17 protein-coding genes are annotated in these 17,500 nt (G+C 34.5%); 4 read left to right on the top strand and 13 right to left on the bottom strand.

Annotated elements, in window-relative coordinates; genetic code table 11:
• The first annotated feature begins 14 nt into the window (after positions 1–14).
• Positions 15–917, top strand: coding sequence for an ArsR/SmtB family transcription factor (locus NST77_RS02460; protein WP_095330063.1), 903 nt, complete (start codon positions 15–17; stop codon positions 915–917).
• A gap of 114 nt (positions 918–1,031) precedes the next feature.
• Here NST77_RS02460 and NST77_RS02455 read toward each other — a convergent pair whose 3' ends face one another.
• Positions 1,032–2,030, bottom strand: coding sequence for a Gfo/Idh/MocA family protein (locus tag NST77_RS02455; protein ID WP_171509437.1), 999 nt, complete (start codon positions 2,028–2,030; stop codon positions 1,032–1,034).
• A 1-nt stretch (position 2,031) separates the two neighbouring features.
• Positions 2,032–3,048, bottom strand: a complete 1,017-nt coding sequence (locus tag NST77_RS02450) for a Gfo/Idh/MocA family oxidoreductase (protein WP_171509436.1) — start codon at positions 3,046–3,048, stop codon at positions 2,032–2,034.
• 166 nt (positions 3,049–3,214) lie between these two features.
• Between NST77_RS02450 and NST77_RS02445 the strand changes: the two genes are divergently transcribed.
• Positions 3,215–4,069: a MurR/RpiR family transcriptional regulator gene (locus NST77_RS02445; protein WP_171509435.1), complete on the top strand. Its 855-nt coding sequence runs from the start codon at positions 3,215–3,217 to the stop codon at positions 4,067–4,069.
• A gap of 64 nt (positions 4,070–4,133) precedes the next feature.
• On the opposite strand, the gene NST77_RS02440 is transcribed toward NST77_RS02445, so the two are convergent.
• The 7 genes from NST77_RS02440 to NST77_RS02410 form a co-directional block, all read right to left on the bottom strand.
• The gene (locus NST77_RS02440; protein ID WP_171509434.1) at positions 4,134–5,753 is read right to left on the bottom strand and encodes a hypothetical protein; all 1,620 of its coding nucleotides are present in this window, start codon (positions 5,751–5,753) and stop codon (positions 4,134–4,136) included.
• On the bottom strand, positions 5,750–6,532 hold the full coding sequence (locus NST77_RS02435) for an ABC transporter ATP-binding protein (protein ID WP_095330123.1): 783 nt from the start codon (positions 6,530–6,532) through the stop codon (positions 5,750–5,752). Before NST77_RS02435 ends, NST77_RS02440 begins: the two co-directional genes overlap by 4 nt.
• A gap of 179 nt (positions 6,533–6,711) precedes the next feature.
• Positions 6,712–7,473, bottom strand: coding sequence for a class I SAM-dependent methyltransferase (locus NST77_RS02430; RefSeq protein WP_249937916.1), 762 nt, complete (start codon positions 7,471–7,473; stop codon positions 6,712–6,714).
• 171 nt (positions 7,474–7,644) lie between these two features.
• Positions 7,645–7,773: a hypothetical protein gene (locus tag NST77_RS02425; RefSeq protein ID WP_268877119.1), complete on the bottom strand. Its 129-nt coding sequence runs from the start codon at positions 7,771–7,773 to the stop codon at positions 7,645–7,647.
• A 92-nt stretch (positions 7,774–7,865) separates the two neighbouring features.
• Positions 7,866–8,960: an ABC transporter permease gene (locus tag NST77_RS02420; protein WP_171509433.1), complete on the bottom strand. Its 1,095-nt coding sequence runs from the start codon at positions 8,958–8,960 to the stop codon at positions 7,866–7,868.
• A complete protein-coding gene (locus tag NST77_RS02415) occupies positions 8,957–10,213 on the bottom strand; it encodes an ABC transporter permease (protein ID WP_171509432.1) in 1,257 nt (418 codons plus the stop codon). The genes NST77_RS02420 and NST77_RS02415 overlap by 4 nt, the downstream gene beginning before the upstream one ends.
• 11 nt (positions 10,214–10,224) lie before the next feature.
• Entirely contained in the window at positions 10,225–11,157 is a 933-nt protein-coding gene (locus NST77_RS02410; protein ID WP_095330069.1) for an ABC transporter ATP-binding protein, read from the bottom strand.
• Between the two features lie 214 nt (positions 11,158–11,371).
• Here NST77_RS02410 and NST77_RS02405 point away from each other — a divergent pair, with 214 nt between their 5' ends.
• Together NST77_RS02405 and NST77_RS02400 are read left to right on the top strand one after the other, a co-directional pair.
• On the top strand, positions 11,372–12,700 hold the full coding sequence (locus NST77_RS02405; RefSeq protein ID WP_171509431.1) for a hemolysin family protein: 1,329 nt from the start codon (positions 11,372–11,374) through the stop codon (positions 12,698–12,700).
• Between the two features lie 354 nt (positions 12,701–13,054).
• A complete protein-coding gene (locus NST77_RS02400) occupies positions 13,055–13,894 on the top strand; it encodes a YitT family protein (RefSeq protein WP_095330071.1) in 840 nt (279 codons plus the stop codon).
• A 160-nt stretch (positions 13,895–14,054) separates the two neighbouring features.
• On the opposite strand, the gene NST77_RS02395 is transcribed toward NST77_RS02400, so the two are convergent.
• From NST77_RS02395 to NST77_RS02380, 4 genes are all read right to left on the bottom strand, one after another.
• A complete protein-coding gene (locus NST77_RS02395; protein ID WP_095330072.1) occupies positions 14,055–14,699 on the bottom strand; it encodes a response regulator transcription factor in 645 nt (214 codons plus the stop codon).
• Positions 14,700–14,701: 2 nt separating this feature from the next.
• Positions 14,702–15,898, bottom strand: coding sequence for a sensor histidine kinase (locus NST77_RS02390; protein ID WP_171509430.1), 1,197 nt, complete (start codon positions 15,896–15,898; stop codon positions 14,702–14,704).
• Positions 15,882–16,220, bottom strand: a complete 339-nt coding sequence (locus NST77_RS02385; protein WP_171509429.1) for a DUF1516 family protein — start codon at positions 16,218–16,220, stop codon at positions 15,882–15,884. The genes NST77_RS02390 and NST77_RS02385 overlap by 17 nt, the downstream gene beginning before the upstream one ends.
• 65 nt (positions 16,221–16,285) lie before the next feature.
• On the bottom strand, positions 16,286–17,191 hold the full coding sequence (locus tag NST77_RS02380; RefSeq protein ID WP_171509428.1) for a fumarylacetoacetate hydrolase family protein: 906 nt from the start codon (positions 17,189–17,191) through the stop codon (positions 16,286–16,288).
• Positions 17,192–17,500: the final 309 nt, after the last annotated feature.

Below are 17,500 nucleotides of genomic sequence, written 5' to 3'. Positions count from 1 at the left end.
AAGAAGGGGTCTATATGCAATTGGGGATCGATAAATCCTCTTTAGTCGTGTACGAAGCTTTAGCAAGTGAAGTTCGAATGACAATTATTCAGTTACTGTCTAAAAATAAAATGAATATAAAAGAGCTTGCCAAAGAATTGGGCATCAGCAGTGCAATTGTAACAAAGCATGTAAAAAAATTAGAAGATGCAGGTCTAATAAAGACTGAAAAGATTCCAGGAAAGTCCGGATTACAAAAAATTTCCATGTTAAAAGTAGACCACATCGAAATCAATTTTCCGAAGAAAATCTATCATTCTTTTGCTTCTTACGAAACCTCTGTTCCAATTGGTCATTACACAGATTATGATTTAAAACCAACCTGTGGATTAGCTTCTGAAAAGGATTTTATTGGCAGAGTAGATGAACCGAAACTCTTTATGGATCCAAAAAGAGTGGAAGCAGAAATTTTGTGGTTTACTCAAGGCTTTATCCAATACACCATCCCAAACTTTTTAAAAAAGGAAGAAAAAATCCAGCAATTTGAAATTAGTTTAGAAGTGTGTTCAGAATTTCCATTTTCTAATGATAATTGGCCTTCTGATATTACCTTTTCACTAAATGGATTAGAACTTGGAACTTGGAGAAGTCCAGGAGACTTTGCAGATACACGAGGTAAACTTACACCTGAATGGTGGCCGCATAATCTAAATCAATACGGGCTTCTTAAAACACTGCGAATTACAAACCATGGTACATATATTGATGGAGATCCAATATCCGCAGTTACCATCAATGAATTGGATGACAACTGTGATCGCTGGACATTTCGAATTGAAGTGAAAGAAGATGCTGAATATGTTGGAGGCGCCACTATTTTTGGGAAGAAATTCGGAAATCACCCACAGGACATTATTTTCAAAGTCTATTATTTATAAGAGAAGGACTTACTTTAATGCATTGGGAAACAGTCACTTGTTTCCCTTACCTTCCTCGTTGCTTCCTTCCCAATTAAAAAAGTCCTCTATTATATAGAAGACTTTCTTTCAAGCCTATTCGTTTATCCCTTTATCGGCAGCAAAAATGATTCCTGCCTTTTTTCTTGCCATTGTAAGAATCTCCATCACTTGAAGACTATGTTCTAGTCTTTTTAGCATTTCACTTTTGTTTTTCTCGCGTATTATTTTTTCAAATGCAACAAATTCTTCATACATTCGATGTTTATGCTCATTTTTATTTATCTTCTCTTCTACATTACTTGCATTGCTGATAGTAAATGAATCTATGCTGTTAACAGGCCCATCAATTGTCAAAAAGCCATTATCGCCTTGAATAGTCGCAAATGATGCTCCCCTGCTATCTTTAGAACCTATACATACCGCTTTAAAGCGCTCATACTCTAAAACCAAGACTCCAGAGGTATCAATCCCTCGTGACAAATTGGGATAATACTGCACCTCCATTGGTTTTCCAAATAATCCAACAACGAAATGAATATTGTAACTGTTAATATCCATTAAGGCGCCACCTGACATCTCTGGATTAAAAGCTGGTAAAATGTTTCCCTCTTTAAAAGCATCATAACGTGAGGAGTACTGTGAATAATTTGCTTCTACCACCTTGATATCTCCTAACTTAGGAAGCAACTCTTTTATTTGTAAAAAATTCCCTCTATATTGATTAGTAATTGCTTCTATTAAATAAAGATCATTCCTTTGGGCAATCTTTTCTAATTCCTGCAATTCCTTTAAATTAGAGGTAAAAGGCTTCTCACAAATAACATGTTTTCTGGCTTCCAAAGCTTGTTTTGTATAGGAATAATGAAGCTGATTAGGCAATGCTATATAAACGACATCTATATCAGTATCTGCAAGCATCTCTTTATAATCAACATATATTTTGTTTATAAGATATTCCTTTTGTAAGTCTAACAAAAATCCCTTTTTATTGGGTCTTCCAAAAATCGCCATCAAGTCAATTTGTGGAATAGATTTAAACATAGGTAATAAATCTTGAACAATCTTTCCTGCTCCCACTATTCCAAGTTTCATTTTATTTACATCCCTTCATTCCCGCTTCTAAAATTGCCAATTGTAATAGCGTTTCCTCATCTTTTATTATTTTTTCTTCCCCATGGATGATTGTATTATACATTTCATCATACACTCGCCCATAATCCCCTGCCTTTGATACAACTTTTTCTTCATGGTAATCTCCGTTCTCATCTATATAAGTTAGGGTACCATAATGTTCTGGTTGGTCTATCCCAAAACTCTCTCCATCAGGCATATAGAAAAGTTTTAAATGTTCCTCTTGTCTATCTTTCGAATGTTTAATGAAGCTTCCCTTCTTACCGTAAACAACAAAGCTTGGTCTTTCTTTTAGACGGAAGTAACTTGACTTAATCGAAACCTTTAACTGATCATAATAAAAATCTAAGTCAAAATAGTCATTCATTCGTCCTTGTCCTAGTAATTGTCTTACATCATAATGAACATGCTGCGGTTTTCCAAAATAAGATATGACCTGGTCGATCGTATGGGTACCATGTCCGTACATAAAGCTGCGATAATTATTATAAACCTGGACTGATTCTGGCACTTCTGGTCGATAATAGTCATAATTCAATTCTACTTCTAATAAATCTCCTAATTTACCACTCTCTATCACTTTTTTTGTTGTCAGAAAATCTGAATCATAACGGCGGTTTTGATAGCATTGAACAACAAGTCCTTTTTCTTTTGCATATAGGAATATTTCTTCGGCTTCTTCTACCGACATCATAAATGGCTTTTCCACTAGCACATGTTTATTATGATCTAAAGCTAACTTAGCAAATGCATAATGATAGTCATGAGATGTTGTTACTACGAGTAATTGAATCTCTTGATCCTTGAGTATCTCATTTAAATCCGTAGTATAATGAATATGTTTATGTTTCTTCCATGTATCATGGGCTGGGTTTCTACGATAAATTGTTTTCACCTTAATATGGTCTCTTTGTAAAGTAAAAGGAAGATGATACCGATTTGTACTTTTGCCATTTCCTATGTATCCAATTGTCAGCATAAAAGGCACTCCTTTTTTCCTTAATGGGATTATTATAGGATGGAATAACAGAGAATTCCATGTAAAGCTTTTGCATTAATGGATTTAGGATAAAATGTTCAAGCTTCCATCTGAAATTAAGCTGATTTAATGAACAAAATGTTCAATTTTAAAGGGGTGAGCCGATTTGTTGCTAAAACAAATTGCCAATAGAACGGATTATACAGCAGCAGAAAAAAATATTGCAAAATATATTTTGGAGAATGCTAACTTAATTGAGAGAATGACAATCCAAGAGTTAGCACAAAAAACATTTACTTCTCATACTTCTATCATTCGCTTTGCACAAAAGTTAGGAATGAAGGGCTTTAAAGATTTTAAAATTATGCTTGTTAAATCGATCGAGCAAAAAAACCATGTTTTATCTGAAATTAATCCGAATATCCCATTTGAGGATGATGCTTCTCTTATGAAAATCAGCCAGGATATGATGTATTTAACGCAACAGGCCATCAAAGAAAGCTATGAGCTCTTAAAGGAAAAATCCCTTTTTAAAATGACTAAGTATCTATACAATTCAAACCGCATCTTTATGTATGCTGTAGGAGATTCGCAAATTCGGGCCGAAAGTTTCCAAAATAAACTTTTGAAGATAAATAAATATGCCATAATCGCAACGGCCCGTAATGAATTTGCCAACAACACTGTTAACATTAAAAGGAATGACTGCGCCTTTTTTATTACTTATGAAGCTAAATCAAATGAGGACTTCATTGCTGCTCGTATATTAAAAGAAAGAAAGGTGCCGATTTTATTGTTAACCGCCTTTCCTGAAAGTAAATTAGCCAAAATGGCAGATGTTGTTTTAACCATACCAGCTTTAGAAAAGAAAGAAACAGACAAAATCGCTACCTTTGCATCACAAGTATCCATTGATTATGTACTTAATGTCTTATTTTCCAGCTTGTATCAAATAAATTACACACAGAACAGAGAGCATCAAAGAAAAAGTACGGAATTAATAGATCGCTTTTCTTTTTAAAATATAAGAAAATCCCTTAGTCTAAATATAGTTAAACTAGGGGATTTAAAAACGACACTATCTGCTAAGGCTTCCATTTCTTCCAAAATAAAAGATTTACAAAGAAAAGCAACAGAGCGTAAATATATACACCATAAGGAAAAGTACTACTGATATAATGGATACCTGCTAAAATCGGCAATGGAATGAGCAGAAGGAATAATCTCCAGCTTTGTTGATTTCCACCTGATTCAAAAGACAGTGAAAAAGGGATTTGTTTATCTAATAACAAATTACAAACAATAGCATAAAAGAAAGCAGATAGAAAGACTACTAGCAAATCAGGAATAATTCTTATTCCAAACAGAAATAAAAACACAAAGCTTAATAAAAAATAAATAGGTAAATATAATTTGCTAATGACTGCTTTTAATGAACCTTTATAATACGCAGAAAAGTCAGCGACGGGGAGAATAGTAAAAATCCAAGCCCCTTTATATTTTCCGGAAAACCTCAACATAAAAATAATTGTTGGGATATTAATCATGGTAAAATAAATCGTTAAATAAGCCGAACTCGTGGAAAAATCGATATCCTCCAAATTCGTTCCACTATAAAGAAATAAAAAGGGAATAACGATCGAAAAACCGATTGACGGATAAACCTTTAGCTTAAAATCTCTTTCCTGGCTGATCATTTGCTCTGTGAAATGATAAAAGGCTTTTTCTTCCCTGCTTTTTATATATAGCGATAATACCCACTCTTTAATCTTCAATATCTTTCTTTTTCTCGCCTTACTTTGACTTGTTAATTTTTCTAAACTTTTCTCAAAAACAGGAACTAGCCTTCCATAAATAATAATAGCGAGGATCGGTAAAACAAAGGCGATTGTCGCAAGAAGGATCATCATCATTTCCGTATTTCCGTTCAAAACCCATTCATACGGTCCTGCAAACCACATAGGAACAATGAATAGATGCCACCAATGCACTTCATAAATAATATTTAAATCAACAAATTCAAAGCTTCGAATTACAATCTGATACCCTATCATAATCATGATAGATAGACCGATCTGCACATAGTTAATAACATCTTTTAACTTTTCCCCATCAAAAAAACGCAAAATAGCCAAATATAATAATGCTGTCATAACAACAATAAATAAATTGGCTAACACAAGAAGAACAATGGTTAATAGAAAAAAGACGATTCCTTGTTTGATCAAACTTACCATTAGCGGAACAAGCGTTATGGCAATCGTTAGTTGTGACAAATAAATCATTATATGCAACACTTTCGCTGCATTAATGGTTTTTCTATTAACTGGCTTCGAATGGACAATATGCTTATCGCGAACATCTAATAAGACAGCAGAAAAATCGGAAATCATAGAGGTCATAACAAGAAATAAAATGATTCCAAAAGAGATACTCATTTGAAAAAGATAATTATCCCCGAAAGCCATAAAGGGAATAAGAATTAATCCCATTAAGGCATATAACCACAAAGATTTGATATAGGCGTATTTATCCTCTTTTTTTTCTTTCTTTTGAATGGATTGTGAAAAGATAGTTGGCAGCTTCCGTTGATCCATTATAAGCTTTACTTGCAAAATGGCTCTTAACACCTCATAATCGATGCCTATTTTCAGAAAAAAAGCTTTAAAGTGATCAAGAAGTTTTAATACCTTATAATCTGTCATGTCTGCACCTCTTGCACAACAGACACAAAGGATTCACCTATTTCTCTATGATTATAAAAGCCTGTAAGTTGGTTAAAGATACCTTCTAAACTACCTTGTTGATTTTGTGCCTGCAGCTCTTTAAAGCTTCCATCTACTACAACCTTTCCGTCATTTAATAAAATAATCCGACTGCTTATCTTTTCTACCACATCCATAATATGCGAAGAATAAAAGATTGTTTTGCCAGAGGATGCCAGCTGTGCAAGAATTTCTTTAAATATCATCACACTATTGGCATCAAGCCCATTGATGGGTTCATCTAGAAATAAAATATCCGGATTATGCAATACGCTAGAAATAATTAGTAGTTTTTGCCGCATTCCTTTTGAATAAGAAGATATTCTTGAATGATAGACCTCCCCAATTCCAAAGAGTTCCATTAACTTTTGGGCTTTTTGATCAACAAATTCAACCTTCATCCCATACAATTGACCAATAAAGGTTAAATACTCATATGCAGTTAAATTATCATAAACCTCTGCTATCTCTGGCACATAACCAATTCTCCGTTTATATTCGATAGAATTTTGGTTAATCTCCTTACCAAAAAGTTTTACTTCCCCTTTGACATACGTTTCAATCCCAAGAAGAATCTTAACAGTGGTACTTTTCCCAGCCCCATTTGGCCCAATATATCCAATAATCTCCCCTCGAGAAACATGAAGATCTATTCCTTTTAAAACTTCCTTTGCACCATAGTTTTTCCATAGTCCTTTTATCGTAATGATTTCTTCCACAGCCACTAACTCCCCTCCCTTTTCATAATTGTTCCAATTTACAAAAAAAGAATTAATCCTTCTTTTATTGTAACATTTCTCCATTCTCCTTGTAATAAATTTTCCTTTTTTTAGAAAAACTAAAAAAAACTCAGCTAAACCTTTAAGGTATTAACTGAGTTTCTCGTATAGTTCTTATGTTATTTCTTTCTCATCTTTAGATAAAAACGAGATTGGCTGGCATCAAAAAAGCCGTTTTTTTCGATGTACTGATGCAAACGATAGAGTTCATTTTGGTACTTTTCCACACTAAAATCAGGAACTTGCCAAGGTATCGCCTTTAAATAATAAATAAGTGCGCCCAAGTCATAGAAACGCTGGACAGGAAACTCCTCCTGGTGCTCCAGAACCTCCCATTCAGCATTAGGAAACTGGTTGAGAGCAATGGAAAGTTTCCACTCTTTAAATTCAGGATTGAGCGGAACTTCAAACCAGTCATTTATTTCCTTGCAATCTAAACCTCCAACTTGCTGGGTAAGAAAAATACCTTTTGGCTTTAAAATTCTTTTCACTTCTTTCTCGGAGTAAGACTCATGTCTATTAATGATTAAATCAAAATGATTATCGGGAAATGGCAATTCATTCTCATCAACCACTTCCATCACTCTCACTCCTAAAGGCTCTAGCTTCTTTTTGGCAATCGGTACGTTCGGCTTATACCCTTCAGTCGCATAAATGGTACTTGGAAAATAGCCTTTCAATAAAGAAAGAAACTCTCCTCCCCCCGTTCCCATATCCAATACAGCTGTGGCCTCCTGCATCGCAGAAATCACTTTGCTCCCGTAAGACCAAGAAATCATGCTGTTTTGGATTCTGCCTGTATCATAAATGCTAGAAAAGTCCCATCCTGAAAACTTCTCGTTTATTTCCTCTAAATACCTATGAAAATTAATATCTTTCACTTTTTATTCCTCCCTATTTTTTATTTTTCAATAAAGAATAGGGAGGAGGTCCTCTACAATAATGGTTTTATATTTCATGTTCCAGCGATTTCATAATCTCATATTCTCTCCTTTATTCCTTCTGTTAATCTCTATAAAGACTATCAGAAGCTTATCAACTACCATTAAGCCCTACAAATCTCTAATGGTGTCATTTGTTAACCAAACAAGATTTCCACTCGGCTCAAAAATAACAGAGATTAAAAATGTCAAAGGAAGAACTACAACATATAAATAGCCTTTCACTATTTTTCGGATCAACTGTTTCAGCTCCCTCTTCCTAAACTTGGAAATCTTTTTCCTTTATTATACACTATTTTTTATTTTTTCGAAATATTCCACTTTATATTTTCTTATACATGTCTTTTTTCTATAAGCTGAATACCAATACCTAGCATAATTGTTCCCATCAAACAAAGAATCCCTGCTGGAACCATGATATCATTCCAAGAAGCACTGTCGATAACACCTTTTTTTAATAGTTCCATTCCATAAGTAATAGGAACAACTTTAGATAACAAAATCATTATTTTGGATGTAACAATTTCGATTGGCCAGTAGGCTCCGCCTAGCATCGCAAAGCTCACAGATACCAACGGAATGAAGGCATTAAACTGGCTTGGTGTTTTCACAAGACCTGTTAAGAGAATAGTCAATGCCACAATAGCGTACAAATATGGAATGATTAGAACAAATACCAGATGGAAATTTCCATTAAAATCAATATTTAATCCATACTTAAAAAGAAGAAAAATAATGATTATTTGGACATAACCTATTAAAAAACTAAATAATAAATGCCCCAAATATATTTGTGCTTTGGAAGTAGAGGATAAGATAAATCGATCCCATATTCCACTTTGTTTATCTCTTAGAATTTCAATAACAGTAAAGGAAACGGTATAAATACAAAAGAATAAAGTAAACCCAAAGAGCGACTGGAGCGATTGATTATAGCTTGCTTCTTTTTCCGTTAATGTTTGTTCTGTTTCAACAGGTATAATTGGTGTCTCTTTATTATGTGCAAGCACCCTTTTAGCTTCTTCTTTATCCGCTGCTTCATTGATCAGCGCCTTTTCCTTAAGCATATTCGCATAATAGGTTTGAAGATAATTTTGAACCATTAATACATTGGACGTATCAGCTACTCGAAACATAGTATAAGTATCTGGATTTATCGCCACTCCCATATCTGTTTTTCCTTTTGCTAACTGTTCCTTTACTTCTTTTTCTGTATACATAACAAACGAATAACTTTCACTTTGATTTAAAACTTCTAGAATATCAGTTGTTTTCTCCGAGTGTTCTGTATAAACTGGCACTTCTACTTTTGTGAAAGAAGAGATTCCAACTAAATAAGCAAAAACGATACAAATGAAGGAGGTTATAATAAATCCACCCGGCTGTCTGATAAATTTCTTACATTTCCCCCATAGAATTGCATTCATCGGCGAACCCCTCCTCTTGTTTTCAAGGTAATCCCACTAATCAACAGCAAAGCAAGAGAAAATAGGAGGATTGCTTTAAGATGGCTCCATAAATCCACCAATGGGTAGCCTTGATATGCTTTTAAATAGGCAGTAAGTGCTGCTCCTCCTGGAGAATATTCGCCTAATGTTTCCATAAATCCACCAATCGCACTAACATTAAAAAAGCTGCCGCCAATAAACGCAAGAATAGGGACGATTAAGGAAGAAAAAATACTTTCCACATTTCGTGACTTAGCAGCAAAGGAAATTGCAGTTGCTATAGTTGCAAATGCTGCTGCCATTAGATTTACCGTTAAAATAACAATTAATTGATTTATCATACTAGAAAAGACGACTCCATAAATCAATGCTATTAAGCTAAACAGAATGGTCTGCTGTAAAAAAGACAGAATAAAGGCTGAGATAAAAATACCAGCAAAAAACACGATTTTCGGAACATTTGCTAGTAAGATACGTTCATACAAAAGCTCTTCTTTTTGCTGATACGCAAAGCCTGCTACCGTTGTAGATATATAGAATACAAACATCACAGACATGCCCACTCCATAATAAGCAAAAGCGCTGATTTCCTTTTTCTTTTCGATATTTTTGATTTGTCCATTTGCTTTTTCGCTAACTAATGTTGAATAATCAATTTGAAGATCTTGGGCTGTCTTTAGATACGTCCACTCTTTTTGATAATTCGCCAAAATATCCTCAATAATAGTTGCCTGAAGGGACTCTTGGTTTTTTGTCTTTATTATCCACGATGGAAGATCGGTTTCTTCCTCTAAAAAATTCGTATAAAAGTCAGAAGTAAATCCTTCGGGAATCAATAATACACCGTCAAAATCCTTTTCCTTTACTTTGGTCCGGTCATTATATTCCGTAACGGAAAGGAATTTCTTCAAATCAGGACTTTCCCCGACTGCTTTCATAAATGTAGCTATCGGCTGCAGAGCCTGAATATGCGCTATTTTTGCATTTTTCTCTTGATTGCTTAAAGGAGACTGGTTTATTTTTTCTATTATTTCTTGTTGGGCTTGCTGTTCTTGATCCTCTACCACCACAGCTAGCTTCGCTTTTCCTTCCACTTCGCTATCATTATCCAAAGCTCCTAATGCGCTGCCAAGAATCGTGATAAGCACAAACGGCATTAACAACAAGACAACCAGCTCTCTCGGTCTTCTCCAAATCAGTAATAATTCTTTTTTTATCATTTGCCAAAGCATCTGGAATCCTCCTAATCTCTTAATTGACGGCCTGTTAAATGCAAGAACACATCTTCTAAAGTAGGCGCCTCAATATTTACAGAGAGTACATTTGTCTTCTGTTCTTCGGCAATCCGCAATATATCTTTTAACAAATTCACTTCCCTTGGTACAATAACCGTAATCACTGATTGTTGAATCGAGATATTCTTAATGCTTTCAAGATGACGGAGGGCTTCTGTAAATTCATGTTTGACGATTTCCACCTTAATGTTAATGGCTGTTTCTGCCGAAAGAATATTTTTAATATCCTCCTTCGTTCCCGAAGCAATGATTTCACCATGGTCCATAATATAAATTCGATTACAAAGAAACTCTACTTCTTCCATATAATGACTTGTATAAAGGACTGTCATTTGCTTTTCCTTATTTAGTCTTTTTACTGTTTCTAAAATATAATTTCTGGATTGTGGATCAATTCCAACAGTTGGTTCATCCATAATAATAATTTCTGGTTCATGGATTAAAGCAACACCAATATTTAATCTTCGTTTCATTCCGCCTGAGAAGGTTTTGACCAAATCCTTTTCCCGTTCTTTTAAACCAATTATTTCAAGAACTTCATCTACTCTCTTCTGTAAAATTTTTTTAGGAATCCGATGCATTTTACCAAAAAAGAGTAAGTTTTCTCGAGCAGATAAATCCATATAAACAGCAAGTTCTTGTGGTACTACTCCAAGAACCTTCCGTAAAGCCTGCGGTGTTTTTAAAATACTTTCATTATTTAAACGTACGTCCCCTTCTTGAGGAGAAACTAAAGAAGATATCATAGATATTGTTGTAGATTTACCTGCACCATTCGGTCCAAGTAAGCCTACAATTTCTCCACGCTCTAAATATAAATTGACAGAATTCACAACTTGCTTCCCTTTAAATGATTTAGATAAATTCATTATTTCTAACAAGGCCATCATCCTTTCTATATACAGAATAAAGAAAAGACTCTTCCATTCCTATACCTAAAGGTCATTTTTTTCCAAAAATAAAATGACTATAGTCATTTACTACAGTCATTTCTTTTTATGCTAACGCAATAAGCAGCTGCTTATTAACAAGCATACTTTCGTTTAAAAAGGGTAAAACAAATAAAAGATACTCATCGGAAAGGAGCTGAAAGATTTGGGCATTTTAGTCCTGGTCATCTTAATTGCTTTAAACGCTTTCTTTGCTGCAGCAGAAATTGCGCTCATTTCCTTAAATGACAATAAAATTAAACATATGGCTGACACTGGCCACAAGAAGGCTAAAATAGTCCATAAATTGCTGTCAGAGCCGAGTAAATTTCTGGCGACAATCCAAATTGGAATTACTCTAGCAGGATTTCTAGCCAGTGCTTTTGCCGCGGACAGCTTTTCTGGTCACTTAACAGAGTTATTTTTAAGGGTGGGCATTCCTCTCTCTAAAGGATTGCTTGATTCTATTTCCGTCATTATTATTACACTGTTGTTATCTTATTTCACGCTCGTTTTTGGTGAGTTAGTTCCTAAACGAGTTGCTTTGAAGAAAGCAGAGGGAATTGCGATGTTCGCTGCAAGCCCTCTAACAATGCTTTCTAAAATAACAGCTCCATTTGTCGCGTTCTTAACTTTCTCCACTAATTTGGTTGCACGGCTGTTCGGCGTTCGTCCAGATGATGAAGAGGAGGAAGTAACAGAAGAAGATATAAAAATGATGATTGATGTAGGAAATGAAAGAGGAAGTATTGATGAAGATGAGCGAATGATGATACATAATATTTTTGAATTGGATAATAAAGATGTCACAGATATTATGACCCATCGCTCTAATATGGTAGCTATTCCTTCCCATTATACGTTAAAAGAGATAACTGCTCTGGTGAATCGTGAAATGTATACTCGCTATCCTGTATATGAGGGAAATATAGATAATATTATCGGTATCCTCCATTCTAAAGATCTATTAGCCTATATGGGGAAAGAAGAGACCTCTTTTCAACTAAGTAAGATTATTCGCGAACCATATTTTGTACTAGAATCAAACAGAATTGATGAATTATTTATCCAGCTTCAAAAAAATAATGTCCTTTTCGCAATTGTCGTTGATGAATACGGCGGAACAGACGGTATTGTGACAATGGAGGATTTAGTGGAAGAAATCGTCGGCAATATTTTTGATGAATATGATGAACCAAAACCTCCTGAGATTAAGATTATCGGGGAACACACCTATTTATTGCAAGGAACTATCAGTCTAGATGATGTGCAAGAGTTATTGAAAATTACCTTGCCGATAGAAATTTATGATACATTGAGTGGTTTTCTCATCAGCAAGATTGGCTATATTCCTAACGAGAATGAAAAACCAACCATCCTCTTTAACAATTTCGAATTTCAAGTCGAGGATATTGTGGACCGCAGAATCAGCCAAGTGAAGGTTACAAAAATAATCGAAGAGCAGTTCCCATCAAATACTTCTTTAGAAACATAAGTTTTCCAATGAACTGACTTAAATTTATGTTTTGGCTGGGACATAAGTTTCCCAGCCATAATATAAATATCTGTGATTATCCCCACAGGCTGAATATACTTCTCTTTCTATTAGACTACATGAAAACCCCTGTCTTTCGCCTACTCTCTATTTCATGGTGTCTTTACAAAGATTACAGCGCCATTTAAACTCCCTTCTCCATATGTTCCGCAGCTATCCCTTTTATACCAACATTTATCCAATTGAGTAACTAAATCTAATCACTTCTAAAACTTTTCCTTTGAATTAGGCTCTCTCTTTATTATACTGGTAATAGTTTGCATTAAGTTTCTGTTATTATTGGAGGTTTTTTTCATGAAAAAATACGGAAAGGATATCCTAGTGATTATTTTTGGAGCCTTCCTTTTTGCATTAGCTGTCAATTTATTTGTTATTCCTAATGATTTGGGAGAAGGAGGAGTAACCGGGTTAGCCATTATAGCTTATTACTTATTTCAATGGTCTCCAGGTATCGTCAACTTTGCTTTAAACACCATTCTGCTTATAATCGGTTATAAATTCTTAAATAAACAAATGATTATTTATACCATTATTGCTGTTTTTTTCAACTCTTTATTTTTGCATCTAACAGAGACATGGTCGATCCATTCTGACGAATTATTTGTTAATGTTATTTTCGGCGGTGTATTTGCCGGAGTTGGAATTGGATTAATTATAAGAGTAGGCGGGACAACAGCTGGCTCGACTATTCTAGCAAGACTAACCAATAAATATCTCGGCTGGAGTATTAGTTATGGCTTACTGTTTTTTGATCTCCTTGTTGTTTTCGCCTCCTTCTTCCTAATAAAGGCAGAAGGTGTGATGCTGACAATTATTATGCTCTATGTGGGAACAAAGGTGATGGAATTTGTGATAGAAGGAGTTAATCCAAAGAAGGCAGTCACGATTATTTCCAATCATCCTGCTGAAATTGCGGATCAAGTAAACGAACAATTAAACCGTGGCGTTACTGTACTATCAGGTCATGGCTACTATACAAAAGAGAACAAGGAAATACTCTATATTATTATTAATAAACAAGAAGTTGTAAAACTAAAGAAAATAGTAAAACAAACAGATGAGGATGCTTTTATTACCATTCATGATGTAAGAGACGTCTTTGGCGAAGGGTTTATTCACCTTTCTAAAGCATAATGAGGCTATTTCAGTCAGCATATAAACCCGAACCATTATACAGAAATGTTAATAAACCTCTTGTATAATCGTTTGGGTTTTGATTTCAAAAAAGAAGGTTAAAAGAAAGCAGCCGCAAATGACTCCACTTCGCTTTCCTATTACTTAGCAGGCAAGGAGATCAAATATAATCATTCCGCACCGCATATATAGCCAATTGCGTTCGATCTCTTAATTCTAATTTTGCTAGAATTTGAGTGATATGATTTTTAATCGTTCCAACAGATAATAATAACTCACGGGAAATTTCTTTATTTGTTTTCCCTTGGCCTATTTTTTTGAGGATTTCAATTTCCCGTGTTGTTAACACAACCGTCTGATCCCGTTCTTTCTCAGGCATGTTCTCTTTTTTTAACAGCTTTGGCATTAATTTTGCGGCAACTTGATCATGTATCGACATGCCACCCGACAAACAACTTTTGATACTATTTACTAAAGTAGTATTATCTGTCGTTTTTAGCAGAAAACCATTTGCTCCTTCTTGGAATGCTTTTATTGCGTAGTCCTCATCATTAAAAGTAGTGAGGATAAGTATTTTTATATGTGGAAATTGCTGACGAATTTGTTTCGTTGCTTCCATTCCATCCATAATTGGCATACGAATATCCATTAAAACAATATCAACGATTGTTTTTTCTAATAAAAGCAACACTTCTTTTCCATTTTCCGCTTCAGCAACCACCTTGATGTCTTCTTCTTGTTCAATAATCATCTTTAAGCCATTTCTAACAATTGCTTGATCCTCCGCAATTAACACGCGAATCATCTTCATTCCTCCCCAACAGGAATATTTCCTTGCAGGATAAATTCTCCATTTGATTGAAGAACCTCTAATTTCCCATGTCTTTCTTCTATTCTTTTTTTCATATTTTCTAAACCAAAACCATAATGAAAGGGATGCTTATGAATATAAGGATTTCTGATTTCAAATGTCAAATGCCCAATCGGGGAAACACCTAGTGTAATATGGACAGCTTTCGAACTTCCATACTTCATTGCATTGGTGATACCTTCCTGTACGGATCGATAGAGAACAGCACTTTGTTTATTACTCAGGTTTGCTTGGAGTACCCCCTGCTTTGTTGTAAAATGGACGTGAATATTGTTTTCACTTTCCAATTTTTTTATCAGCGTAATAATAGAAGCAATTCCTCTTGGCTCTTCTACTTGTAAAAGACGTACTGCTTTTCTTGTTTCTTCTAAGCTGTCAGCTGTCATATTTTTCAAAGTTAAATATTGATCCTTTTTCTCCTTAATCCAAAATTGTTCGATTTGCATCATTAAAGCAGTCAATTTATGACCGACGGAATCATGCATCTGTCTGGCAATTAAATTTCTCTCCTCCACTCTTGCTGCATGCTCATTATAGTAAGATTGTCTTTTCTGTATACGATAATCATTTAGTAAAGATTCATATGTATTTCTTATTTGGCGATAATCCTCCTCCAGTTCATTTGCATGTATAAGTAAATAGGAGATTAACAGGAGAAAACTTATCCAAATCAAAGCTAAATAGGGAGAAATTATAATAACTGTTGCAGCATTTATTATAAGAAACAAGCTAATAACAATCCGAAATAAATTGGTTGATATATACCTACTCATTACTATCATAAAATACAAAAGCATTAGTAATAGATAGCTATATAACTCTCTTCCTACTGTAAACAGGATTAATTCAAGCATAACAACGATAGCAAGAAACGGTATGCTTTTTCTTTGAAATACAGGAACGAGAAAATAGAATCCTATAATAATTGAAAATAGAAATAAGTGCATAGCAAAATGCCAAGCATCAATGTTATATGCCTGATATAAAGCGCCCAAACATAAAAAAATCAGAACCACTATTTTTATCGAAAAGTCCTTCATTGTTTCTCCCTTTTCTCCTTGATCTTCTTTTATAAAAAAGCTTGTAAAAGATATCTCTTCTACAAGCTCGTTTCTATTAAATGCTGTATCCAATCACTAACACAAGCGCAAAAGAAACTACCAATAAAATCCATAGTGTTTTTGTATTTTCGGATTTTTTAGTGCGAATAAGTACCATTTCAAGCATACCGATAACCCAAATGCCTACAAGCATCTTAATTGTATGCATGAAATCCATCCCTGTTTTGGCAATTAGGCCAATTCCAGAACCAATAATCAGAATATACACTACCCGTAACACCATATGTACGATTTTACTTCCTTTTTCTTTTCCTGCTTTATGTAAACCGAATGACAAGGCAAATAGAATTAGCCCGATAATCCATGTCAGTACATGAGCATCTGTTGAACTCATATATATCCCCTCCTTTTCTCCATTATTTTAACATAGATCGCTTTAATCGCTCTATTTTCGACTCATTATTCCTCAGCTACCACTTGATTTATCAATGTACCAATGCCTTCCACTGATATTTCAATGCTATCCCCAGCCTTTAAGAAGCGTGGCGGGTTAAATCCTTTCCCAACTCCAGCAGGCGTTCCTGTGGCAATAATATCTCCAGGTTCTAATGTCATCCCTTTAGATAATACACTTATTATTTCCTCGATCGGAAAAATAAAATGCTTTGTATTAGATTGTTGTCTTATTTCTCCATTTACTTTAGTAATAATATTTAATTCATTCGGATTAGGAATTTTATCCTTTGTTACAATCCATGGTCCAATTGGTGCCGTCGTGTCTAAGCTTTTTCCAATGAAAAATTGCTTATGCTTCTTCTGTAGATCTCTAGCGGTGATATCATTTAAGATCGTATAGCCAAATATGTAATCCAATGCCTTTTCTTTCTCAATTCCTTTTCCTTTTTTCCCAATAATAATAGCTAGTTCCCCTTCATAATCAAGCTGCTCCGTTACTTGTTTGTGTTCCATAATGTCCCCCATATGACCAATAACCGTTGTTGGAGCTTTCGTAAAAATCATCACATGCTCAGGAATGTCCGCTTTACTTCCCATTTCTATTGCGTGTTCTTCATAATTTTTGCCAACACAAAAGATATTTTTTCGCGGTCTAGGAATAGGTGCTAGAAACTTCGCCTTCTCGATTGGTATAAAAAGATTATCTTTATTATTTTGATTTTCCACCCATTCGATTAAACCTTTCACATTCTCTAAAAAATCTTCTTGTTCTAGGCATATCACAAGATCATCTGCATAAGGACGTCTTCCTGAACGTTTTTCCTCTACATCATTTAAAGATAATATTCCCTTCTTCTCCACTATCCCCACCAAAACTCTTTCCTCTATAGCAACTGTCGCAAATTTCAATTCGCTTCTCCTCCATTTTTCATGCTATCTCATTTAAGAAAATTATAAACTTTCTAAATGTTTTTTCCAAATAGAAAAAACCTAACAAAAAATATAGTCCTGTCATAAGTATTTTTTGCCAATCCATATGGACAGTTTTCTTGTCATAGTACAACCATTCATAAGAATAGGCTAATTAAGAGAAGATAATCTCCACTCATAACGAACAGTAAGACTTTAGGACGGGTGAAAGAATTGCCTTAGTAATGGGCCGAATGGTTCAACTAACCCATCAATATCGATAAGGAAACTCACTGGTGAAGTTATCTA

The organism is Niallia sp. FSL W8-0177, from assembly GCF_038006285.1.
Classification (GTDB): Bacteria; Bacillota; Bacilli; order Bacillales; family Cytobacillaceae; genus Niallia; species Niallia circulans_A.
Note: the sequence above shows the minus strand (reverse complement) of the source record. Positions and strands in the feature narration are given on the sequence as shown.

Coding starts and splice junctions, on each gene's coding strand:
- NST77_RS02460 (WP_095330063.1), top strand. CDS start 15: ATGCAATTGGGGATCGATAAATCCTCTTTAGTCGTGTACGAAGCTTTA.
- NST77_RS02455 (WP_171509437.1), bottom strand. CDS start 2,030: ATGAAACTTGGAATAGTGGGAGCAGGAAAGATTGTTCAAGATTTATTA.
- NST77_RS02400 (WP_095330071.1), top strand. CDS start 13,055: ATGAAAAAATACGGAAAGGATATCCTAGTGATTATTTTTGGAGCCTTC.
- NST77_RS02450 (WP_171509436.1), bottom strand. CDS start 3,048: ATGCTGACAATTGGATACATAGGAAATGGCAAAAGTACAAATCGGTAT.
- NST77_RS02415 (WP_171509432.1), bottom strand. CDS start 10,213: ATGCTTTGGCAAATGATAAAAAAAGAATTATTACTGATTTGGAGAAGA.
- NST77_RS02385 (WP_171509429.1), bottom strand. CDS start 16,220: ATGAGTTCAACAGATGCTCATGTACTGACATGGATTATCGGGCTAATT.
- NST77_RS02395 (WP_095330072.1), bottom strand. CDS start 14,699: ATGATTCGCGTGTTAATTGCGGAGGATCAAGCAATTGTTAGAAATGGC.
- NST77_RS02420 (WP_171509433.1), bottom strand. CDS start 8,960: ATGAATGCAATTCTATGGGGGAAATGTAAGAAATTTATCAGACAGCCG.
- NST77_RS02440 (WP_171509434.1), bottom strand. CDS start 5,753: ATGACAGATTATAAGGTATTAAAACTTCTTGATCACTTTAAAGCTTTT.